The sequence below is a fragment of the Catalinimonas alkaloidigena genome, from assembly GCF_029504655.1.
Lineage (GTDB): Bacteria > Bacteroidota > Bacteroidia > Cytophagales > Cyclobacteriaceae > Catalinimonas > Catalinimonas alkaloidigena.
Map to the genome: position 1 here is coordinate 5,809,118 of NZ_JAQFIL010000001.1, position 17,770 is coordinate 5,826,887.

Below are 17,770 nucleotides of genomic sequence, written 5' to 3' on the forward strand. Positions count from 1 at the left end.
GGTATTAATTTTTGAGGTTTACTCAACAATACTGATGGTTGACTCATCTTTCAGATAGGCGCTTCCTCGGGTAATAAGCGCTGTGGCATCTTCCAACCCTCCGCTGATATGCACAAACTCATTATCTATAGCAGCTATGCTCACTTCCACTTTCTGCGCGGTTTTTTTGTCAGAAGTAACAAATACAAAACCCTGATCTCCATGACCATCCAGCAGCGCCTCGTAAGGGATACGCCATACATTTACTTTTTGCTGCGGTACAATAGTAGCGGTACCAAAGAGACCACTGGCTAGCTTTTTCTGTGAATCTGCATCCGCACGCAGTTCAATTGTGAAGGCACCATTCACAGGGTCCGCTCCTTCTGACTTTCTGATGACCCGGGCAGCAACAGGCTTTTCAGGCATGGCATCGGTAATGATACTGGCAGCGTCTCCTTCCTGAATGATCACCCACTCTTTATCGCTTACTCCCGCTTTAAAAATCCAGTGTGCTTTTCCCGCACCATTTACCCTGATTACAGGATCCCCGGCGCTGATCATCTGTCCGGCATTGGCAAATTTTTTAAGCACATAACCATCCGCAGCCGCACGGATTTCAGAATAGTTGAGGTTAAATTTTGCGGACTTCAACTGTTCTTCTGTCAGTGCCAAAGCAGTTTGTGCATTCTGAAACTGCTCCAGTGTAGCTACGCTGTCCTGATAGAGATTTTTAGCTCTTTGAAAATCTCTTTGTGCTTTTTGCAAAGCCAGTTCAGCCTGTTTTACTCCTGTCCTGATCTCTGTCAGATTAAGCCTGGCCAGCAGCTCACCTCGGTGCACATAATCTCCTTCTCTAACATGAATGTCCCTGATGATTCCACCGGTTTTGAAGGAAAGGGTAGTTTCGTCATCGGTACTGAACTGACCAGAGGTAGTGATAGCCCTGCTCACTGCTTCTTTTTCAAGTTTCATGAGTTGCACCGGAATAGGGGCGTCATTTTCGGGCATGGCTTTGGCGCTTTCTGCCGGGCTACAAGCCTGCCACGATAGTCCCCCCAGCACAATGAAGATGAAGGTATGTATGGTTTTCATAACATTAGTTTTTATCGTTCTTAAGATTTGAGAGTAACAATTTATATTGCCTATTCAGGCAAAGGATAAGTACCACTTTCCCTTTCATACGCTGCCATAGCCTCCAGCACTTTATAGGTACTGATGCTCTGGTGAAGCTGGGCCGAGGTGAGCTGATTGCGAGCGTCTATGAATTCAATGAGTGAGTTGGTGCCTTCCTGATAGCCTCTTTCTACCAGGCGGAAATAGCTTTCTGCTGACTTCATGCGTTTTTGCGCAGCCAGGTGGTTTTGATACGCTGTATTCAGGTTATTCAGTGCTATATCTACTGCCAATTGCAATTGCTGTGTAGTATGGTCTAAGTTGAACCGGTTGGTCTGAAGGTCCAGTTCTGCCTGTTTGATCTGATAGTGGTTTCGTCTACCCTGGTACAGTGGAATATCCACAGAAAGTCCTACCAAAAGATAAGGGGAACGGCTCGTCCAGTCCATATTTTCGGACTGAGCCCCGAGGTCTGCAAAAGCATTGAGCTTGGGAAACCAGAAATTCTGCTTCATGTTAATGAGGGTGTGGTTTATTAAGTCCACAGTCCTGAGCATTTCCACCTCCCCTCTTGCCTGTACTGCTGCAGAATCTACTTTCACTATAAGTTCATCTGTCCGATTGCGCACTTCCGCATCCGCCCTGATGTCCATTGCCTGCTCCCGGTTGAGTAGAAAGTTGAAATACTTGCGGGCGTTTTTTTTGATATTTTGCGCATCATGCAACTGAGCTTTCACGGTCTCCAGCTCACTTTCTGCCCGCAGCACGGATGCAGGAAGCCCTCTGCCATTCCTCAGAAGTGCTTCGTTGACTTCCACATTTTTTTTGACCAACGAAAGGGCACTTTCATAGATTTTTACAGCTTCCGCTGCGCTCAGATATCTGAAATAGGCAGTCTTAATATCTTTGACCAGTTCTCTTGCGTAGATTTTCACTTCGTACTCCTGAAGCGCCACCTCATGCTGCTGTATAGTATGGTTATAATACAGATCACGATTATACAGCGGTACGGAAGCCCGGACATGGGCATCTACAAAATTTTGGGGAAAGAACTGTTGATTGACATTCTCTATCTGCGGAAAATCGTTTTCCTGTAGCAGTTCATTGAGGGTGGCATAGACCGGGTTAAGCAGATCACCCACCGGCAACGCAATTGCGCGACCACCTTCGCCATGATTAAAACTGGCGTTAAAATCCAGTGAGGGCTGAAAATAGCTGCTGGCTATCTTCAGTGAATACATGGCTTTCTCCAGGCCGACATGCTTCTGCTGTAGCACAAGATTGTTTTTCAGCCCTTCCTGAATGTACGCATCCAGTGCTTCCTGAGCTTTGCTCTTAGGGATCGCTGTGAGCAAAAAACATAGCAAGCTGACAGCTACCAATGGTTTGTTTTTAAGCGACATATACATTGTATTTTTTATGAACAGTGTTTAGTAAAATGGCAAAAAAATTTTAGCTTTTCTCCAGTAACATGATCAGGGTTTCAAAACCCATAGAAGCAATATGATCTCTTTTTTCTTCGCTAATCACCATGCAACGACCGCGGATATTGATGGTAACCATACCATGCAGGGTAGACCACACCGTATAAGCCAGGTTTTCCGCATCATGTCCTTTAAAATGTCCTTGCTGAATGCACGCATCCACTACATTTACCAATATGTCAAAGGCAGTCTGCCCTTCCATCCAGCACTCTTTATCCTCCAATGCTTCCATTGGATTAGTGATGACAAACATCAGGTCATAATAGTCAGGGTTCTCATGAGCAAATTCCAGATAGCCTTTGCCCATGGCAATCAGCCTTTCAAAAGGGTCTTTGATATCCTGCAAGACCTGCATTTTACTTTGTTTCAACAGTTGAAAACCCTCTTTGTGCAGCTCATGGAAAATCGCATCTTTGTCTTTAAAGTAAAGGTAGATGGTCCCGGGGCTATACTCTATCTGGTCGGCTATGTTCCGAATGCTGGTATTGTGAAATCCTTTTTCAAAAAAGATTTCCCGCGCTGCCTTCAAAATAAGCCCTTTGAGTTGCTCTCTCTCTCTTTGCTTTCTGTCTTTGGTTCCCATATGAGCTATACAACGTAAATGTAATGAACAGTGTTCAGTAAATGTAAAGCTTTTTTTGACCAAAGCAAAAAAATTACCTCTTCGGCTACTTTTTCTTATGACGAAACTGCCTTACTTATACCAATCTCCCCCTTCCCTGACCATTTCATTACGAAGCTGAAGCATTTTTGCTTTCATCTGTTTCACCCGTTCGGGATGTGCTTTTGCCAAATTATGTTGCTGCTCCTTGTCAGTGCGTAAATTGTATAGTTCAAAGTGCTCAGGCTCCAGCCCGTCCAGGTATTCCATATGGTTTTCCTGAAAATGCCAGGGACGGATGTTGGCTAGCTCTCCCTCGTTCAGGCTTTCCGCATAGGGAATCAGGTTTTTGTAGCCTAAAAGACACCAGTCACCTTCTCTTAGCATACAAATGGGGTCATGGAAATAGCGGTAGAAAAAGATGGGATCTTCCCGCTCTTCCTGTGGTGCGGCTCCGGTAAACACAGGAACCAGGCTAACTCCATCAATCGTACATCCGGTGGGTAGAGAAGCAGCGGTAAATTCAGCCAGGGAAGGAAGTACATCGGTAAAGCTACCGGCTACATCACTTGAACTGCCATCGGGAACGTTAGCAGGCCACCTGATGATAAAAGGAACCCGTATGCCTCCTTCAAAGTTAAAGCACTTTTCTCCCCGCAAAGGATCATTGGAGTGGTCCCAGCGAGAGCCATTATCAGAAGTAAAGATCACGATAGTTTCCTCTTCCAGATTATTCTGCTTCAGGTATTCCATCAATCTGCCTACTGCCAGGTCCATATTTTCTATAGCACCGTAATATTCCTGATTGTAAGCATGTCTCTTCGTCAATTCTTCCGGGGCGGCCACTTTCAGATGGGGCTCATTGAACCATACATTAAGATAAAAGGGTTCACTACCAGCATTATTATCTTTTTTTCTTTCCAGCCATTCAATAGTTTCATCTACTACGAGCTGACAGGCATAGCCTTCCAGCTTACCTACGGCTTCGCCATTTCGGAAATAATTTTCAGGATTTCTGTGAGAAGGTATCGCGTTATTGTAAGCATAGAAGCTGTAATCAAAACCCTGCTCATTGGGGAGAGGTTGATCTGTGCCCTGAGAAGTCAGATGCCATTTTCCAAAGTGTCCGGTAGCATATCCCTCTTCTTTTAGCATTTCCGCAATGGTGACTTCCTCTGCTCTCAGATGCATGGGCGAATTTTCAGGTATCCAGTTATAAATGCCCACACGGCTAGCGTTTCGTCCGGTGATGAGGGCAGAGCGGGAGGGCGAACAGACTGCTGCTCCGGCATAAAAGTTAGTAAACATCATCCCCTGCTCAGCCAGTTTATCAATGTTGGGCGTCTGACTGGTGGGAGCGAGTTCTACCTGTGCGGGATGCATTTTTCGGTACACCGACACATCATTATAACCCAGATCATCAGCAAGGATGAGGATGACGTTAGGCTTTTCAGAAGTTCGTGTTTGTGCATTGCTGAAGGTGAAGCCGCAGCAAAACAGTAAGCTCACTTTTAATATAAGTTTCATGGAATTGCTATTAAGTAAGTTGACACTATTAGTTTATATCATTGCTTTGTAGCAAGATACTCACTTCAGTTAGAAACTGAAGTGACCAAATGAAGCAAAGTCTCAGACTTTGCCTTCATTCATGATTTCAGTCTTGAAGACTGAAACCAGTTTTAGTTTAATGTAAATAAGTCTTCATACTTAGTAGTATTTAGTAAAAATCAGTAGTTTGTTTTTGGGGGTTTTACCATTATTCAGGCTTTTGCCAGGGCACCTGCCCTCCCTTTTGGATATGCTGCATGAGCAGTTTGTTGAGTTCTTCGTACTTCTCCGGTTCTTCTTCCATCAGGTTATTCTGCTCCTGCGGATCATCCTTCAAATTATAAAGTTCATAGGCCTCATAAGGACTGTTTTGCAGCAGTTTCCAGTCGCCCTGGCGTACGGCATAAATACTCTGCCCGCCATAACGAGTGCCTCCTTCCCGGCGGGTAAAGTAGACCGGACGTTCAAAATCTGATTGTGAGCCATTCAGCAATTCAGGAAGGAAGTTCTGTCCCTCAATTTTATCTTTGGGCTCCATACCGGCCAGCGCCAGTAATGTAGGGTACAGGTCCATAGACAGATATCTGTTGTCAGACACACTGCCCTTTGCTATTTTGCCCGGCCAGCTGATAGCCGTGGGTACTTTTAGCCCTCCTTCGTACATGCTTTGCTTACCATCGCGCAAAGGTCCGTTATTAGCTTTGCTGGGTAGGTGCCCCCCATTGTCGCTGGAAAAAACAATGATGGTGTTCTCATACTGACCGCTCTCTTTCAGGGCATTGATCACTTTTCCAATGCCTTCGTCCATATGTTCAATAAAGGCTACCAGTTTGGCGCGGGTATCATCTATTCCTTTTTCTCTTTGCTTCACCTTATCCAGCCACTCCTGGGGAGGCTGCACCGGAAAGTGAGGCGCGTTATAGGCCAGATAAAGGAAGAAGGGGCGGGCATCATCTGCCTGGCTTTTAATATAATCCACGGACCAGTCAGAAAACAAATCGGTGGCATGTCCCTCGGGGTCTATCTCTTTTCCATTGAGGCGCATATAGTTGATATCGTGGCGGCGATGGGTCCAGTAGTCGTCCATCATATCCCCCAGCCAGCCATGAAAGTAGTCAAAGCCCCGTTCTACCGGTGTATTGGGTGATTCAAGTCCCAGATGCCATTTGCCAATGATGGCAGTATGGTAACCTGCCATTTTCAGCTCCTGAGGCAGCAAGGTGGCTGTAGGGTCCAGATAACCCCAGTTGTTATCCGCATGGGTACGGATAACGCCCGGTACCCCTACATAATCCTGGTAGCGACCAGTGAGTAGTGCGGCCCTTGTAGGCGAGCAGACCGGGCAGTTGGCATAAAAATTATCAAAGCGCATACCTTCCGCAGCGATCTGGTCAATGTTAGGCGTTTGAAGATCTTCCGTGCCGTAATAAGAAACATCATGGTAGCCCTGATCGTCAGTAAGGATGAGCAGGATATTCGGTGGAGTTTCTTCAGGAGGGTTTTGTTCTGTATGAAGAGGAAAAAAAATTAGCGATAAGCAAAAGGCTAAGGGCGTAATCCAATGATATAGCATAGTGTGTTTAGGTTATGTAAAAGCTCATTTAAATTGTTTTCATCTCATCAAGCTGACCTGCTTCTTTTTCCCAGTCTTCAAGCTGATTGAGTAAATTTTTTAAAATGTCCGGATGCTGTTCGGACAGGTCGGTGGTTTCGCGGAGATCTGCCTCCAGATTATAGAGCGCTGTATCGGATTTGGTGATGAGCAGCTTCCATTCGTTTTCTCGGGCGGCTTTTTGTCCACGGTACCGCCAGAAGAGTGTACGCTCGGGCATCTCGCCTTCTCCGAATAACACTGGCGAAAAATCCTTCCCATCAAAATCTCTACCTTCGGAGGTTTCAGTTCCGCTAACGGAAAGTATGGTGGGCAGCAAGTCCATGCTCATGAGCTGCTCTGACGACTGGCCGGCTTTAATTCGTCCATTCCAGTAGGCGATGGCGGGTACACGATGTCCTCCTTCCAGCAGCCCGCCTTTATGACCATTGAGTATTCCGTTATGACCAAACTCCTCCGCGCCATTGTCGGACAGGAAGAATACCAGCGTATTCTCTTCCAGACCGTTTTCTCTGAGTGCTTCCATGATCCTGCCAATGCCTTCATCCATCACTTCCACCATTTCTTTATAGGCTCTATCCTGATCTTCTACCGGTCCGTAATAGGTAAACTCTTTGTCTGGAAATCGGTAGGCGGGGTCGTTTCTACCCTGAAAAGGCACATGAGGAGCCTCATGCGGTACATAAAGGAAAAAGGGCTCCTCTTTATGCTGCTTGATAAAGTCTACCGAATGTTCGGTAATCAGGTCGGTTACATAGCCTTCTTCCTGAATAGAGTCCAGGTTATGCCACCAGTCGTAGATGCCCGCATTATCGTAGTGTGAGTGGAAATCTACATTTCCGCTGACGTAGCCGTAGAATTCGTCAAAGCCATGATGCACCGGGTTAAACTCTTTTTTATAACCCAGATGCCACTTACCCATGATGCCGGTGGCATATCCATTGTCGTTCATCAACTCAGCAATGGTCAGCGCTGTGGTATCCAGCCCCACCTCACGGGTTTCACCCCTTACATAAATCACACCTTCCAGCCCGACCTTCTGCTGGTACTTGCCGGTAAGCAGTGCCGCGCGGGTAGGGGTGCAAACCGGAGCATTGGAATGAAAATCCGTAAACTTGATTCCCTGCTTCGCCAGTGCATCCAGGTGGGGGGTATTTATTTCTTCATTTCCATAGCAACTGATACCGCCATAGCCCAGGTCATCTGCCATAATGAGCACGATATTGGGTTTGGAAGAAGCTGAAGCATTTGATTTCTGGGAAGGCTGATTTTCACAGGCTGCTAAAAAAAGTAAAGAGGCAAAAAGAATACTGAATAAGGTTGTGTGCATCGTGAAGTGTTAGTTCTTATAAAAATATCTAAGCCAAATGTAACAAGGATTTCACAAAAGGTATGAAATCCTTATCTAGTAGCTTACAGTGTTCCGCCTTGAATTTGTTCTCCCAAGGCTATGAGCACTTAAATAGAGCTATCCAGCCCGGAGCTATCCAGCCCGGAGCTTACCAGCCCGGATTCTGCTCAAGCATATCGTTCAGTGAAAGCTCGCTGTCGGGAATAGGCAGCAAATCGTAATATTCCAGGTAGCCATTCGGAAATTTGGTCTCAATAACATCACCATTATGGTCTTTCACTTCTATCGGATAAATCTCATTGCCAATACCCCACCTTCTGATATCAGACCAATACAGGCCTTCCAGCGCGAACTCTATTCTTCTCTCATGCCGTAACTTTTCGCGGGCTTCGGCCTGTGACAAGCCCATAGGAAGAGGCGTAATCCTGACATCATCCCGCTCTGTTCTGATTCTATTGATCAGGGCCACTGCCTCGTCTATGCTACCATTGGTTTCTATAATTGCCTCTGCCTTGGATAAGAGTACGTCGGCATAGCGCATTACAATGTTGTTCAGAGAAGACTGCCCGGAAGGAGGCAATTCAGACATGGATCCTATGCGGTATTTTCTGCTGCTCAGGTGTTTTAGCCGGTTGCCGGGATGGTTAAACGCTCCGCCCGGATAGATATAATTAGGAAACTGGTGGCCCAGGATAAAGGAGCCGGGCAGCACCACAGTAAATCCAAGCCGGGGGTCACGTCCTTCATAAGGGTTCTCCGGGTCTACCTCGGAGCCATCTATCATTTCGTAGGCACTTACCAGGTCGTCGGTAGGCACGTATCGGCTACCACGGGTCCAGCTGCCGGTACCGGTACCGCAGTACTGATCATGCAAAGAACCCTGCGAGTTTTCTCCGGAGATGTACTGCACATCAAAGATTACTTCTTTGTTATTTTCGTTTTCTTCGCTGAACAGCCCCTCATAGCTGGGAAAAAGATTGTATTTTCCTAAAGCCTCTATCTGCTCAATCACGCCCAGCACCTGCTCATACTTGTTCTGATACAGATAAGCCCTCATTTTCAAACCCAGCGCGGCTCCTTTGGTGGCCCTGCCTACTTCCGGAGCGTCAACATCCAGATTAGCGATAGCAATGTCATAATCAGAAATTGCCTGGTTCCAGGTTTCTTCCAGACTAGCCCGGCTGATGTTTCTGGCCTCTTCGGTACTGAGAGCAGATTCTACAATGGGTACTCCGCCATAGCTGTCAGCCAGCAGCGCGTAAGCCAGCCCTCTCAAAAAATGAGCTTCACCAGTGTAAGTGGTCTTTAGGGCTTCGCCCAGCTCAACTTCTTCCAGAGATTTCAGCAGATAGTTTGCCCTGAAAATGATGGCGTAACAACGGGTCCACCGGAAAGTCACGATATGTCCGTCGCTGGCAGAAAGCTGTCCGTTACCTGCTTTGGCAATGGGGGTATTGCCCCAGTTATGCGCATTGGGTGTAGCCCCATCCAGTACACCAAAGCCAAACAAGCCTTCATTGTAGATTGAGTTTTCCCGCAATAAGGCATAGACACCGTTTAACAGCAATTTGATATCTCCTTCATTTTCAGGAAAGTTGGCCGAAGTAATTTTGTCTTCAGGGTAAAACTCCAGAAACTCCTCATCGCAGGCGGCAATGGGCAGCAGCAGAAAAGATGAAAGTATATATATGATAAGTTTATTGATTTTCATTGCTCTAAAAGTTTAGGTTAACGCCAAAAGAAACTATCCTGGGTACAGGGTAGATGTTATAGCCTGAATTGAATGTACTTCTCTCCGGATCATAGCCTTCGTAATCGTCACTGACGAGGGTAAACACATTCTGCCCATTGGCATAAAAATAGATTTTCTCCAGGCCCAGACGTGAAGTAAGCTCTTCAGGGAAGGTATATCCGAGCTGGACATTTTTGAGCTTAAGGAAATTGAGGTCCTGTACCCAGTAAGAAGAAGGCTGAGTGTCCCAGGAGTTATTAAATTTGATACTGGGCACATCCGTATCGGTATTTTCGGGAGTCCAGGCATCTCTCCACCGGGTTGAGAGCACCCTGTTTTCCCAGGTAACTGTGGTAAAATTGTTCTGGGTATACATATTGACCCCTCCTATCCCCTGAAACAGTAGATTTAGATCAAAGCCCCGGTACCTAAAGCTGGGTGAAAAACCAAGGGTAAGCTTAGGTAAGGTGTTGCCCAGCGCCTGTCTGTCTTCAAAGGTCAGGCGGCCATCGTTGTTCAAATCTTCATATTTCAGGTTACCGGCTACGGGCGTAAAGCTGTTGGAATGCATATGTTCCAGCGCTTCGTCATCGGTTTGGTAAATGCCTGTCGCATTGAATCCATACAAAGTTCTGTAAGAATAACCTTCCCTGATCAGGTAAAGCTGGTCGGGAGAATCCCCTCCTCTGAATTTGGTCACTTCATTGTTGATGTAAGTAAGGTTAAATCCTACATTAAAGCCCAGCTGATCTTTCTCCAACCTGAGGTTGCTGTAGTTGATGATAAACTCAAACCCATCGTTGGACATTTCCCCTACGTTTTCATAGGGAGCAGCCAGGCCTCCCAAAATTTGGGGGATAGGTAGTTGCACAATGATGTCTTCAGTTGTCTTCTGGAAATAATCCGCTTCTATGTTGATTCTGTCTTCCAGTAATCCTATATCAATTCCGATATCCAGGGTAGAGGTAGTTTCCCAGCTTATGTTTTGGTCTACCAATGAGGTTACTGCTGCTCCCGGGGCAAAACTTCCGTTGTAGTTGTAACTCAAATTATTGTTCTGCTCAATTACAGTGAGATAGGGCCAGAAACCTGATATGTTCTGGTTTCCTAACTGCCCCCATGAGGCCCGCAGTTTCAGGTTAGAAAAAACATCCATATTCTGTATAAATTCTTCTTCAGAAAGTCTCCATCCGGCAGAGAAGCCGGGAAACACACCCCATCGGTTACCATCCCTAAAACGGGAAGATGCATCTGCTCGCAGGTTTACTTCAAATAGATATTTGTTCAGCAAGGCGTAGTTTACCCTTCCGAAGTAGGAAAATATTCTGAGTCCTTCCATATTTCCAGTACCCTGAATGCCGGAGGTACCGGCATCTACCTGTGTCAAACCTTCTTTGGGAGGAGCCGATCTTCGGGCAAAAACATCCTGTATCTTGTTGGTTTCCAGCTGGATACCCACAATTGCTGAGACATCATGTGTTTCAGCGATATTTTTATTGTAATTGAGCGTGGTAAACAGGTTGTTGTTTGTCATGGAAACATGATCTCTGTTGATCTCCAGCCCTTCCCTGTTATAGTTTTTGGTGATCGTCTCTATGCCGGTATCGGTGTAGCCAAAAACGCTGGTATTGTGCTTGTCTATCAATCGCCACTCGTTATTGGAAGCAAAAGTGGTTTTGAGCATAAAGTCATCGTTTAACCTGATGTCGGCCGTCGCATTCAGCGTCAGAATGTTTTCTTCGGTTTTCGTCAGGCCGTTGGCTGCGTCAATCAGAGGGTTACGGTTGTCGTACAGCAGGTTACCATCCTGGTCAATGGCCTGCACCGAGCCAAACCGGCCATCCCTGGTAAAGGGGGCAATGTAAGGAGTAGCTCCTCCCAGCATTTCAAACACACGTCCCAAGGAACCGTAGGTAACATCCGCATAGGGTTCGTTGGAATCTCTTCTGATATAATTGATACGGCCTCCCAATGTCAGCCAGTCATTGACGCTGGATTCCAGATTTGCCCTCAAACCATACCTTCTGGAACTGGTATTGGGGACCATGCCTTCCTGATCCAGATAGTTAAAAGAGAGAAAAGAAGATAACTGTGACGAGCCCCCCCTTACCGAAATGTTATGCTCATGAATAGGCGAAGTCTGAAATAACTCATTAAACCAGTCGGTATTCGGGTATTTATAAGGGTCACCACCATTTCTGAAGGCTGTAATCAGTTCGTCAGAAAAAAGCGGGCTTGCCCCCTCATTGATCAAAGCCTGATTGCTCAACTCCATGTGCTCGGCACTGTTGCTGACTACATCATATCTTCTCCCCAGAGATTGCACACCCGCATAAGAGTTGATATTGACCTGCATCTTCTCGTTGAGTTTACCCATTTTGGTAGTCACCAGGATAACGCCATTGGCAGCTTTAGAACCATAGATAGCGGCACTCGCTGCATCTTTCAGCACCGAGATGCTCTCGATGTCGTTGGGGTTGAGCTGGTCAAAAGAGCCTTCCACCCCATCTACAATGACCAGGGGGTTGGAGTTGTTCAATGTCCCCCAGCCTCTCACTCTCAGTTGTGCTCCATCATCACCGGGCTTACCTGAATTCTGACTTACCCAGATGCCTGAAGCCGTACCTCCCAGCGCCTGGGAGGCATTGGTGATGGGGCGGTTTTCCAGTTCTTCATCAAAATTTACCGTTGAGATAGCGCCCGTCAGGTTCACTTTCTGCTGTACGCCATAACCCACCACCACGATTTCTTCCAGCGATTGTACATCAGCATTCATGCTAATGTCTATGCTGGCCCTGCCGTTGATCTGTATCTCCTGAGAGAGGTAGCCGATGGAAGAAAAAACCAAAGTGGTGACCTCATCACTAACGGTAAGGCGGTAGTTTCCATCCACGCCGGTCACGGTGCCAGTAGTGGTGCCTTTGGCCAGCACATTGACCCCCGGAAGCGGCTCACCGGATTCACTGTCGCTCACCTTTCCGCTGATGGTCTGCTCTATAATCACTTCTATGGGCTTATCCGTTCTTTTATTTTTCAACCTCCTGACATTAATGGTATTGTTGACCTGTTTAAAACTGAGGCGGCTTATCCGGGATACTTCAACCAGCACATCTGCCAATGACTGATTAGTCAGGGTGAAGCTTACTTTATCTTGCAGCGGGATATCCTGCTGGTCGTAGACAAACTTAAACTCAGTTTTAGACTCTATACCCCGGAACACTTCGTTGAGGGTAGTTTCCTGATAATCTACAGAGATCATCACCTCTTTTACGTTCCTGATATTCTGCGCTTCACCATCAGCGGCGATGAGTAACTGAAAGCAGAGCAGCTGTAGCAGCACGCCATAAGCCACGAATCTCGTACTCATGATGAATAGTTTTAGTAGCGGAATTTTCATACTTTAGGTTGTTTTATATAAGACTTTGGTTTTGCAAAGGCAATAGAATACTTGTAGACAAAGTGACATCTATTTGCTGAGCTGCCTTTGTCATAAAGAATTTTAAGAGATGGACTGGTAGTGCTATTAGCGCTACGGGCTTTTTTATGTGCTATTGAAGTAGGTCATAGAATAGTAGTTTAGGGTGTTATCACAATAGATTGATCGTTGATTTGATACTCAAAACTTTTTACATAGCTGATACTAAGCAGTACATTTTCCAGGCTTTCGCCTTTGAACTCACCTGCAAAGCTCCATTCATCAGCCGGCATTGCTTCAGAAAAGGATATATCAACGCCGTACCATCTTTCCAGTGTAGTAAAAACTTGCTTAGCAGACGCTTGATTGAACACCATCAGGTTGTCTTTCCAGGCCAGGGAGGTATATAAGTCCGCCTCCTGTTTATGCATAGCTCTGGTCTTCTTCTGCACCCATGCTTCTTCTCCCGGGCTCAGAAAAACCTCAGCATCATCATTCCATCCGGATTGTGACACTTTTACCTTTCCACTGGCCAGCACTACCTGTACATGCTGATCTTCGGCATAGGCTTTTACATTAAAAGAAGTTCCTAAAGCACGGGTATCCACGCCGGCCACTGATACGATAAAGGGTTTAGATTTATCTTCAGCGACTTCAAAAAATGCTTCTCCTACCAGCGCTACGCTACGGATAGAATCGCTAAAACCTTCCGGATAAGTAATGTTGCTTGCTGCATTCAGGTGTACCACTGTGCCATCAGGTAAATGAATGACGGATTTACGCCCGGCAGGATTTTCTTTGGTTACATAATGAATCGCGCTAGTGAGCGTATCCGGATTCAGCTCATTTTCTGTGATCAAAAATGAGAGAGAAAAAGCAAATATCAAGATCGCGGCTATTTTTGCCCACTCTTTATGCAGTATAAGGTATTGGGTACGTCTCTCAGTGATGCCTGTCCGCTGGTGAATGGTTTTTAATATTTGCTGAGAATTGTGGGTTGCAGAAGGCTCTCTCTTTTCATATGAATGCCACAAAGCTTTGATATACTTTTCTCCTGTGTGCTGATCATCAAACCAACTCAGTACCTTCTGTACTTCTGCATCAGTACATTCACCTTTGTAAAACTTATTAATGAGGTCTTTGTCTATCATTATTCTTGTACCACATGTATTCTATATACAGTTGGGAGACCTCCACTACCTAAGAGCTTCCAGAAATTTACAGACTATGTAAAGAAGTGTAATAATTATTAGACAGGTGGGCAGAGAAACAAGGTTTAGGTTGGAAAATACATAACTACCTGCGTGACAAAAGACTGATCTCTGCTTGAGGGACGGGATGCTTTATTGTAGCATTTCCAACATCCACAAGGCGAAATAAAGATGCTCTTTGACCAGATGCTTTTTCAGGGTTTTCAGGGCAAGATGGATATGATTTTCAACTGTGCTGATGGATAATTGCAGGTGATTGGCAATTTCCTGATTGCTCAAGCCCTGAAACCTGCTCAGGGTAAAGACCTTTTTTTGCATAAAAGGCAAGCTGTCAATCAGCTGCGTGATAATCTTCTCTGTTGACCAATGGTTTAGCTCTTCCTGAGTAGAGTTATCAAAAGCTGATTGGGTATGTGTGTAGTAAGTCTGAAAAGCATGCTCTCTTAACCTCCGGCTGGCCTTATTATAAATATGGTTTTTTGCAATCTGAATCAGGTAAGCTGAAAACGACAGCTCGGGATCAAGGCGGTGGCGGGTTTCCCAGATTTTGACAAATACTTCCTGCACTACTTCTTCGGCATCAGAGGGCGAGTGGGTAAGGTACAGGCATATATGATATAGCTTTGCTTCGTATTGATGAAACAGAAAGTTAAAACTTGAAGCATTGCCTTTTTTCAGTTGGTTTACATGGAAAGAGTCATCATCCTCTTTTGCATTTGCCTGCATATATGCCGTATATTTTCAATAAAAAAACGTTTACATTAAATATACAACTTTTTGTAATGATGTGAATTAATTCGGGCTTTTGCCTGAATTATACGTTTTGACATAAACAACATTGGAAAGCAATGCGGAAAACTTCGGTTTGTGCATCACAAACCAAAAATCTTTTGCCACAGGATAAGTTTACCTTTTTGACTTGGCCGATATCAGAAGAACATAAAATACGGAAGCCCGAATCCTACATCATTTCCAGTTCGCCCCCTTCACTCAGGGTTTGTATGGCATCGGCAAGCAAAGGTGAAATGTCCAGCACTTTCAGTTTTCTGCTTACTTCGGTATTTTGGAGGCGAAAAGGAGGAATGGTATTGCAAATGATCAGTTCCTCAATTTCCGGTGCTGACAGTAGTTCTCCGGCAGTATTGACAAACAGTCCGTGGGTTGCCACAGCTTTTACTGACTTTGCTCCCGCTTTTTTACAGGCAGCAGCAGCACGACTAAGCGTAGTGCCGGTACTGATCATATCGTCAAAGATGATGACGTTTCTACCTGCCACCTCACCTACCAGGGCTTCACCGCTGACTTCGCCCCTGCTTCTTTCTTTTTCCATGAAAATGAGTGGAATCTTCTGGCCCGTTTTTTCCTGCATCAACCCACGAAAAGCACTGGCCCGCTTTACTCCCCCGGCATCAGGTGACATTATCGCCACTGGTCCGCGCTGCTGCTTAGTTTCAAGGTAGACCGCAAAAAGCCTTTGGGCTTCCAGATGTTCATTCTTACAGCGAAAAGCGTTTTGGTAAGCTTGCAGATTATGTACGTCAACCGTTAGCACCCTGTCTGTACCTACTGATTCTAGCATACGGGCAAGGTAATGGGTATTAAGGGGATCACGGCTTTTGGTCTTACGATCTTTGCGAGCGTAGGCGAGATAAGGGATAATGGCAGTCACTCTTTTGGCCCCGGCATCTTTGAGAGAGCCCAGCAGGAAGATCAACCTCACCACTTTGTCATTTACACTATGGTTCAGGTCACCGTAGAGTGAGTGGATGACATATACATCTTTCCCGTTCACCCCTTCCAAAGCTCTGAGCTTATGCTCTCCATCCTCAAAGCTTCTCTCTTCCAATTCAGCCAGGGCTATGCCTAGTTGTTCAGCTACTTTTCCTCCCAGGTCCTCATCGGGTTTTAGGGCAAATAATTTAATATCATTTTTCATAAGCTTATATGATTTTCAAATTTCTAAAGCGGTTGATGGCGGCTGCCAACTCTACTTTTCTGAACCTCACCAGATCGCCTCTCAGTTTGGGAGACAAAGCATCCAGCCCTTTTTCGTTTAGCAGCTGCTCACAACGCGACAGATCGTCTGCCAGTTTAGCCTTTCCGTTGGCATTATGGTACAGATAAACCATTGCCTCCCCAATGGCCTTGAGTTGCCCCTGGTCAATGAGTTGTTCTATCTGACTCACATCTATTTTTTCCTCTCCGTAAAGTATTTGGTCTATAGCATGTACTTTGATACTCACCGACTTTTTGCCTTTTTCGGGATTCAGACATTGATGGTCAACCTGCCTGTGGCTGAGCCTTCCAAATTGCTGCCCACCTTCACGGGCCCGCTGCGTCTGGTATTTTTCAGCAATCGCTTTGGCCTGCTCACTCACATCTTTTATCCTGAATTCTTCAAGGGCAATCACAGTATTGGCAACTTCAAAATAGTCACCACTTCCTCCCATCACGAGGATAGTAGATACACCCTGCTCATGGTACATCTGCTTCACCTTGTCCAGAAAGGGAGTGATAGGCTCTTTCTCCTTGCTGATCAGTTGCTGCATCCGATGGTCGCGGATCATAAAATTGGTAGCCGAAGTATCCTCATCAATCAGCAGTAGTTTTGAACCTGCTTCAAGGGCTTCCATAATATTGGCGGCCTGTGAGGTACTACCGCTGGCACTGGGCGTAGAAAAAGCCTCAGTAGATTGCTGTAGGGGGAGCTTATTGATAAAAGCAGAGATGTTTACTTTTTGAATACTTCTCTCATCTTCTGCCCTTATCTTCATCGCGCTGGCATCCGTGGCAACGTACTCACGACCATCGCCGGGGATATGATTATAAACGCCCATGCTGATGGCGCGTAGTAATGTAGACTTGCCATGGTACCCTCCGCCTACAATGAGGTTAATCCCTTTATACAGCCCCATGCCCCTAACTTTTCCTCTGTTCGGGAGGTCTACCGTGACTTCTAAAGAGGATGGCGACTGGAAAGGAACGGCCTGTCCGCTCATAGGCCGATCGTCTACACCGCTTCGGCGGGGAAGTATGGCTCCATTGGCTATGAAAGCCACCAGGTTCATTTGTCTGAGCTGTGTTCTCAGAAAGTCAGCATCCTCGGCCACTTCAATGTGTGCCTGCAACCTCCTCTTATCCAGCGCATCATAATATAAGCTTTCCTGTACAATTTGAGGCAGGTCTTTAATGAGCATTTCTACTGCCTGCCTGCCCAATACACTTCTGCCTCTGGCTGGTAAGCCGGCATTGAATCTTACCTCTAAAGAAGTATCAGCAAGCACAGTAGCGTTTCTTTCCAGTATCTCCTGACCTATGGAGGGCATAAACATTTTCCCGCTGTGGCCGGCACCCCGGTGTCCGGCACTCCGGTGGTCAGAATGCTTTCTGCAATTTTGGGCAAACACCCTACTGATATAGTCACATAAAGCTGTTTGCCGGCTGCTGTTTTTGTAGCTATCCCGGGGAAGGCCGGTTTCTTCCAAAGGCATGCGTATTGCCAGTTGACTGGGGCTGGCGAAAGGATCACCTTGCACATAATCAATGTGTAAGCTAAAATTGCCAAAGTCGTAATGCCCTCTGATCTGCTTGTATGCTTTGTAGTTTTTGCGGTCAATGGCAAGAAGCTGCCTGCCTAGATCCTCCTGTTTTTTCATAAATAATTGCTATTCATTTATGGATAAAACTTTCTGCATTAACTATGAGGGCTACGGAAGGTTACTTA

At 45.9% G+C, this 17,770-nt stretch carries 12 protein-coding genes; all 12 read right to left on the bottom strand.

The features are described from left to right. Window positions 1–18 precede the first annotated feature (18 nt). Window positions 19–1,071, bottom strand: a complete 1,053-nt coding sequence (locus OKW21_RS23600; RefSeq protein ID WP_277484237.1) for an efflux RND transporter periplasmic adaptor subunit — start codon at window positions 1,069–1,071, stop codon at window positions 19–21. A gap of 50 nt (window positions 1,072–1,121) precedes the next feature. Further along, window positions 1,122–2,495, bottom strand: a complete 1,374-nt coding sequence (locus OKW21_RS23605; protein WP_277484239.1) for a TolC family protein — start codon at window positions 2,493–2,495, stop codon at window positions 1,122–1,124. 49 nt (window positions 2,496–2,544) lie between these two features. Further along, window positions 2,545–3,159 (bottom strand): TetR/AcrR family transcriptional regulator, encoded by a 615-nt coding sequence (locus tag OKW21_RS23610; RefSeq protein WP_277484241.1) that lies wholly within the window; start codon window positions 3,157–3,159, stop codon window positions 2,545–2,547. Window positions 3,160–3,270: 111 nt separating this feature from the next. After that, the gene (locus OKW21_RS23615; protein ID WP_277484243.1) at window positions 3,271–4,704 is read right to left on the bottom strand and encodes a sulfatase-like hydrolase/transferase; all 1,434 of its coding nucleotides are present in this window, start codon (window positions 4,702–4,704) and stop codon (window positions 3,271–3,273) included. A 229-nt stretch (window positions 4,705–4,933) separates the two neighbouring features. Beyond that, window positions 4,934–6,298, bottom strand: coding sequence for a sulfatase family protein (locus OKW21_RS23620; RefSeq protein WP_277484245.1), 1,365 nt, complete (start codon window positions 6,296–6,298; stop codon window positions 4,934–4,936). Between the two features lie 28 nt (window positions 6,299–6,326). After that, window positions 6,327–7,667, bottom strand: coding sequence for a sulfatase-like hydrolase/transferase (locus OKW21_RS23625; RefSeq protein ID WP_277484248.1), 1,341 nt, complete (start codon window positions 7,665–7,667; stop codon window positions 6,327–6,329). A gap of 169 nt (window positions 7,668–7,836) precedes the next feature. Continuing rightward, on the bottom strand, window positions 7,837–9,399 hold the full coding sequence (locus OKW21_RS23630; RefSeq protein ID WP_277484250.1) for a RagB/SusD family nutrient uptake outer membrane protein: 1,563 nt from the start codon (window positions 9,397–9,399) through the stop codon (window positions 7,837–7,839). A 4-nt stretch (window positions 9,400–9,403) separates the two neighbouring features. Beyond that, window positions 9,404–12,787 carry a TonB-dependent receptor gene (locus OKW21_RS23635; RefSeq protein ID WP_277484253.1) on the bottom strand — a complete coding sequence of 1,128 codons (3,384 nt, stop codon included), beginning with the start codon at window positions 12,785–12,787 and terminating at the stop codon, window positions 9,404–9,406. A gap of 209 nt (window positions 12,788–12,996) precedes the next feature. Beyond that, window positions 12,997–13,986 carry a FecR family protein gene (locus OKW21_RS23640; RefSeq protein WP_277484255.1) on the bottom strand — a complete coding sequence of 330 codons (990 nt, stop codon included), beginning with the start codon at window positions 13,984–13,986 and terminating at the stop codon, window positions 12,997–12,999. A gap of 192 nt (window positions 13,987–14,178) precedes the next feature. After that, complete coding sequence (locus OKW21_RS23645; RefSeq protein WP_277484256.1) at window positions 14,179–14,772, bottom strand: RNA polymerase sigma factor; 594 nt, start codon at window positions 14,770–14,772, stop codon at window positions 14,179–14,181. Between the two features lie 235 nt (window positions 14,773–15,007). Then, window positions 15,008–15,982 carry a ribose-phosphate diphosphokinase gene (locus tag OKW21_RS23650; RefSeq protein WP_277484259.1) on the bottom strand — a complete coding sequence of 325 codons (975 nt, stop codon included), beginning with the start codon at window positions 15,980–15,982 and terminating at the stop codon, window positions 15,008–15,010. 4 nt (window positions 15,983–15,986) lie between these two features. Next, on the bottom strand, window positions 15,987–17,702 hold the full coding sequence (locus OKW21_RS23655) for an ABC-ATPase domain-containing protein (RefSeq protein WP_277484261.1): 1,716 nt from the start codon (window positions 17,700–17,702) through the stop codon (window positions 15,987–15,989). Window positions 17,703–17,770 lie beyond the last annotated feature (68 nt).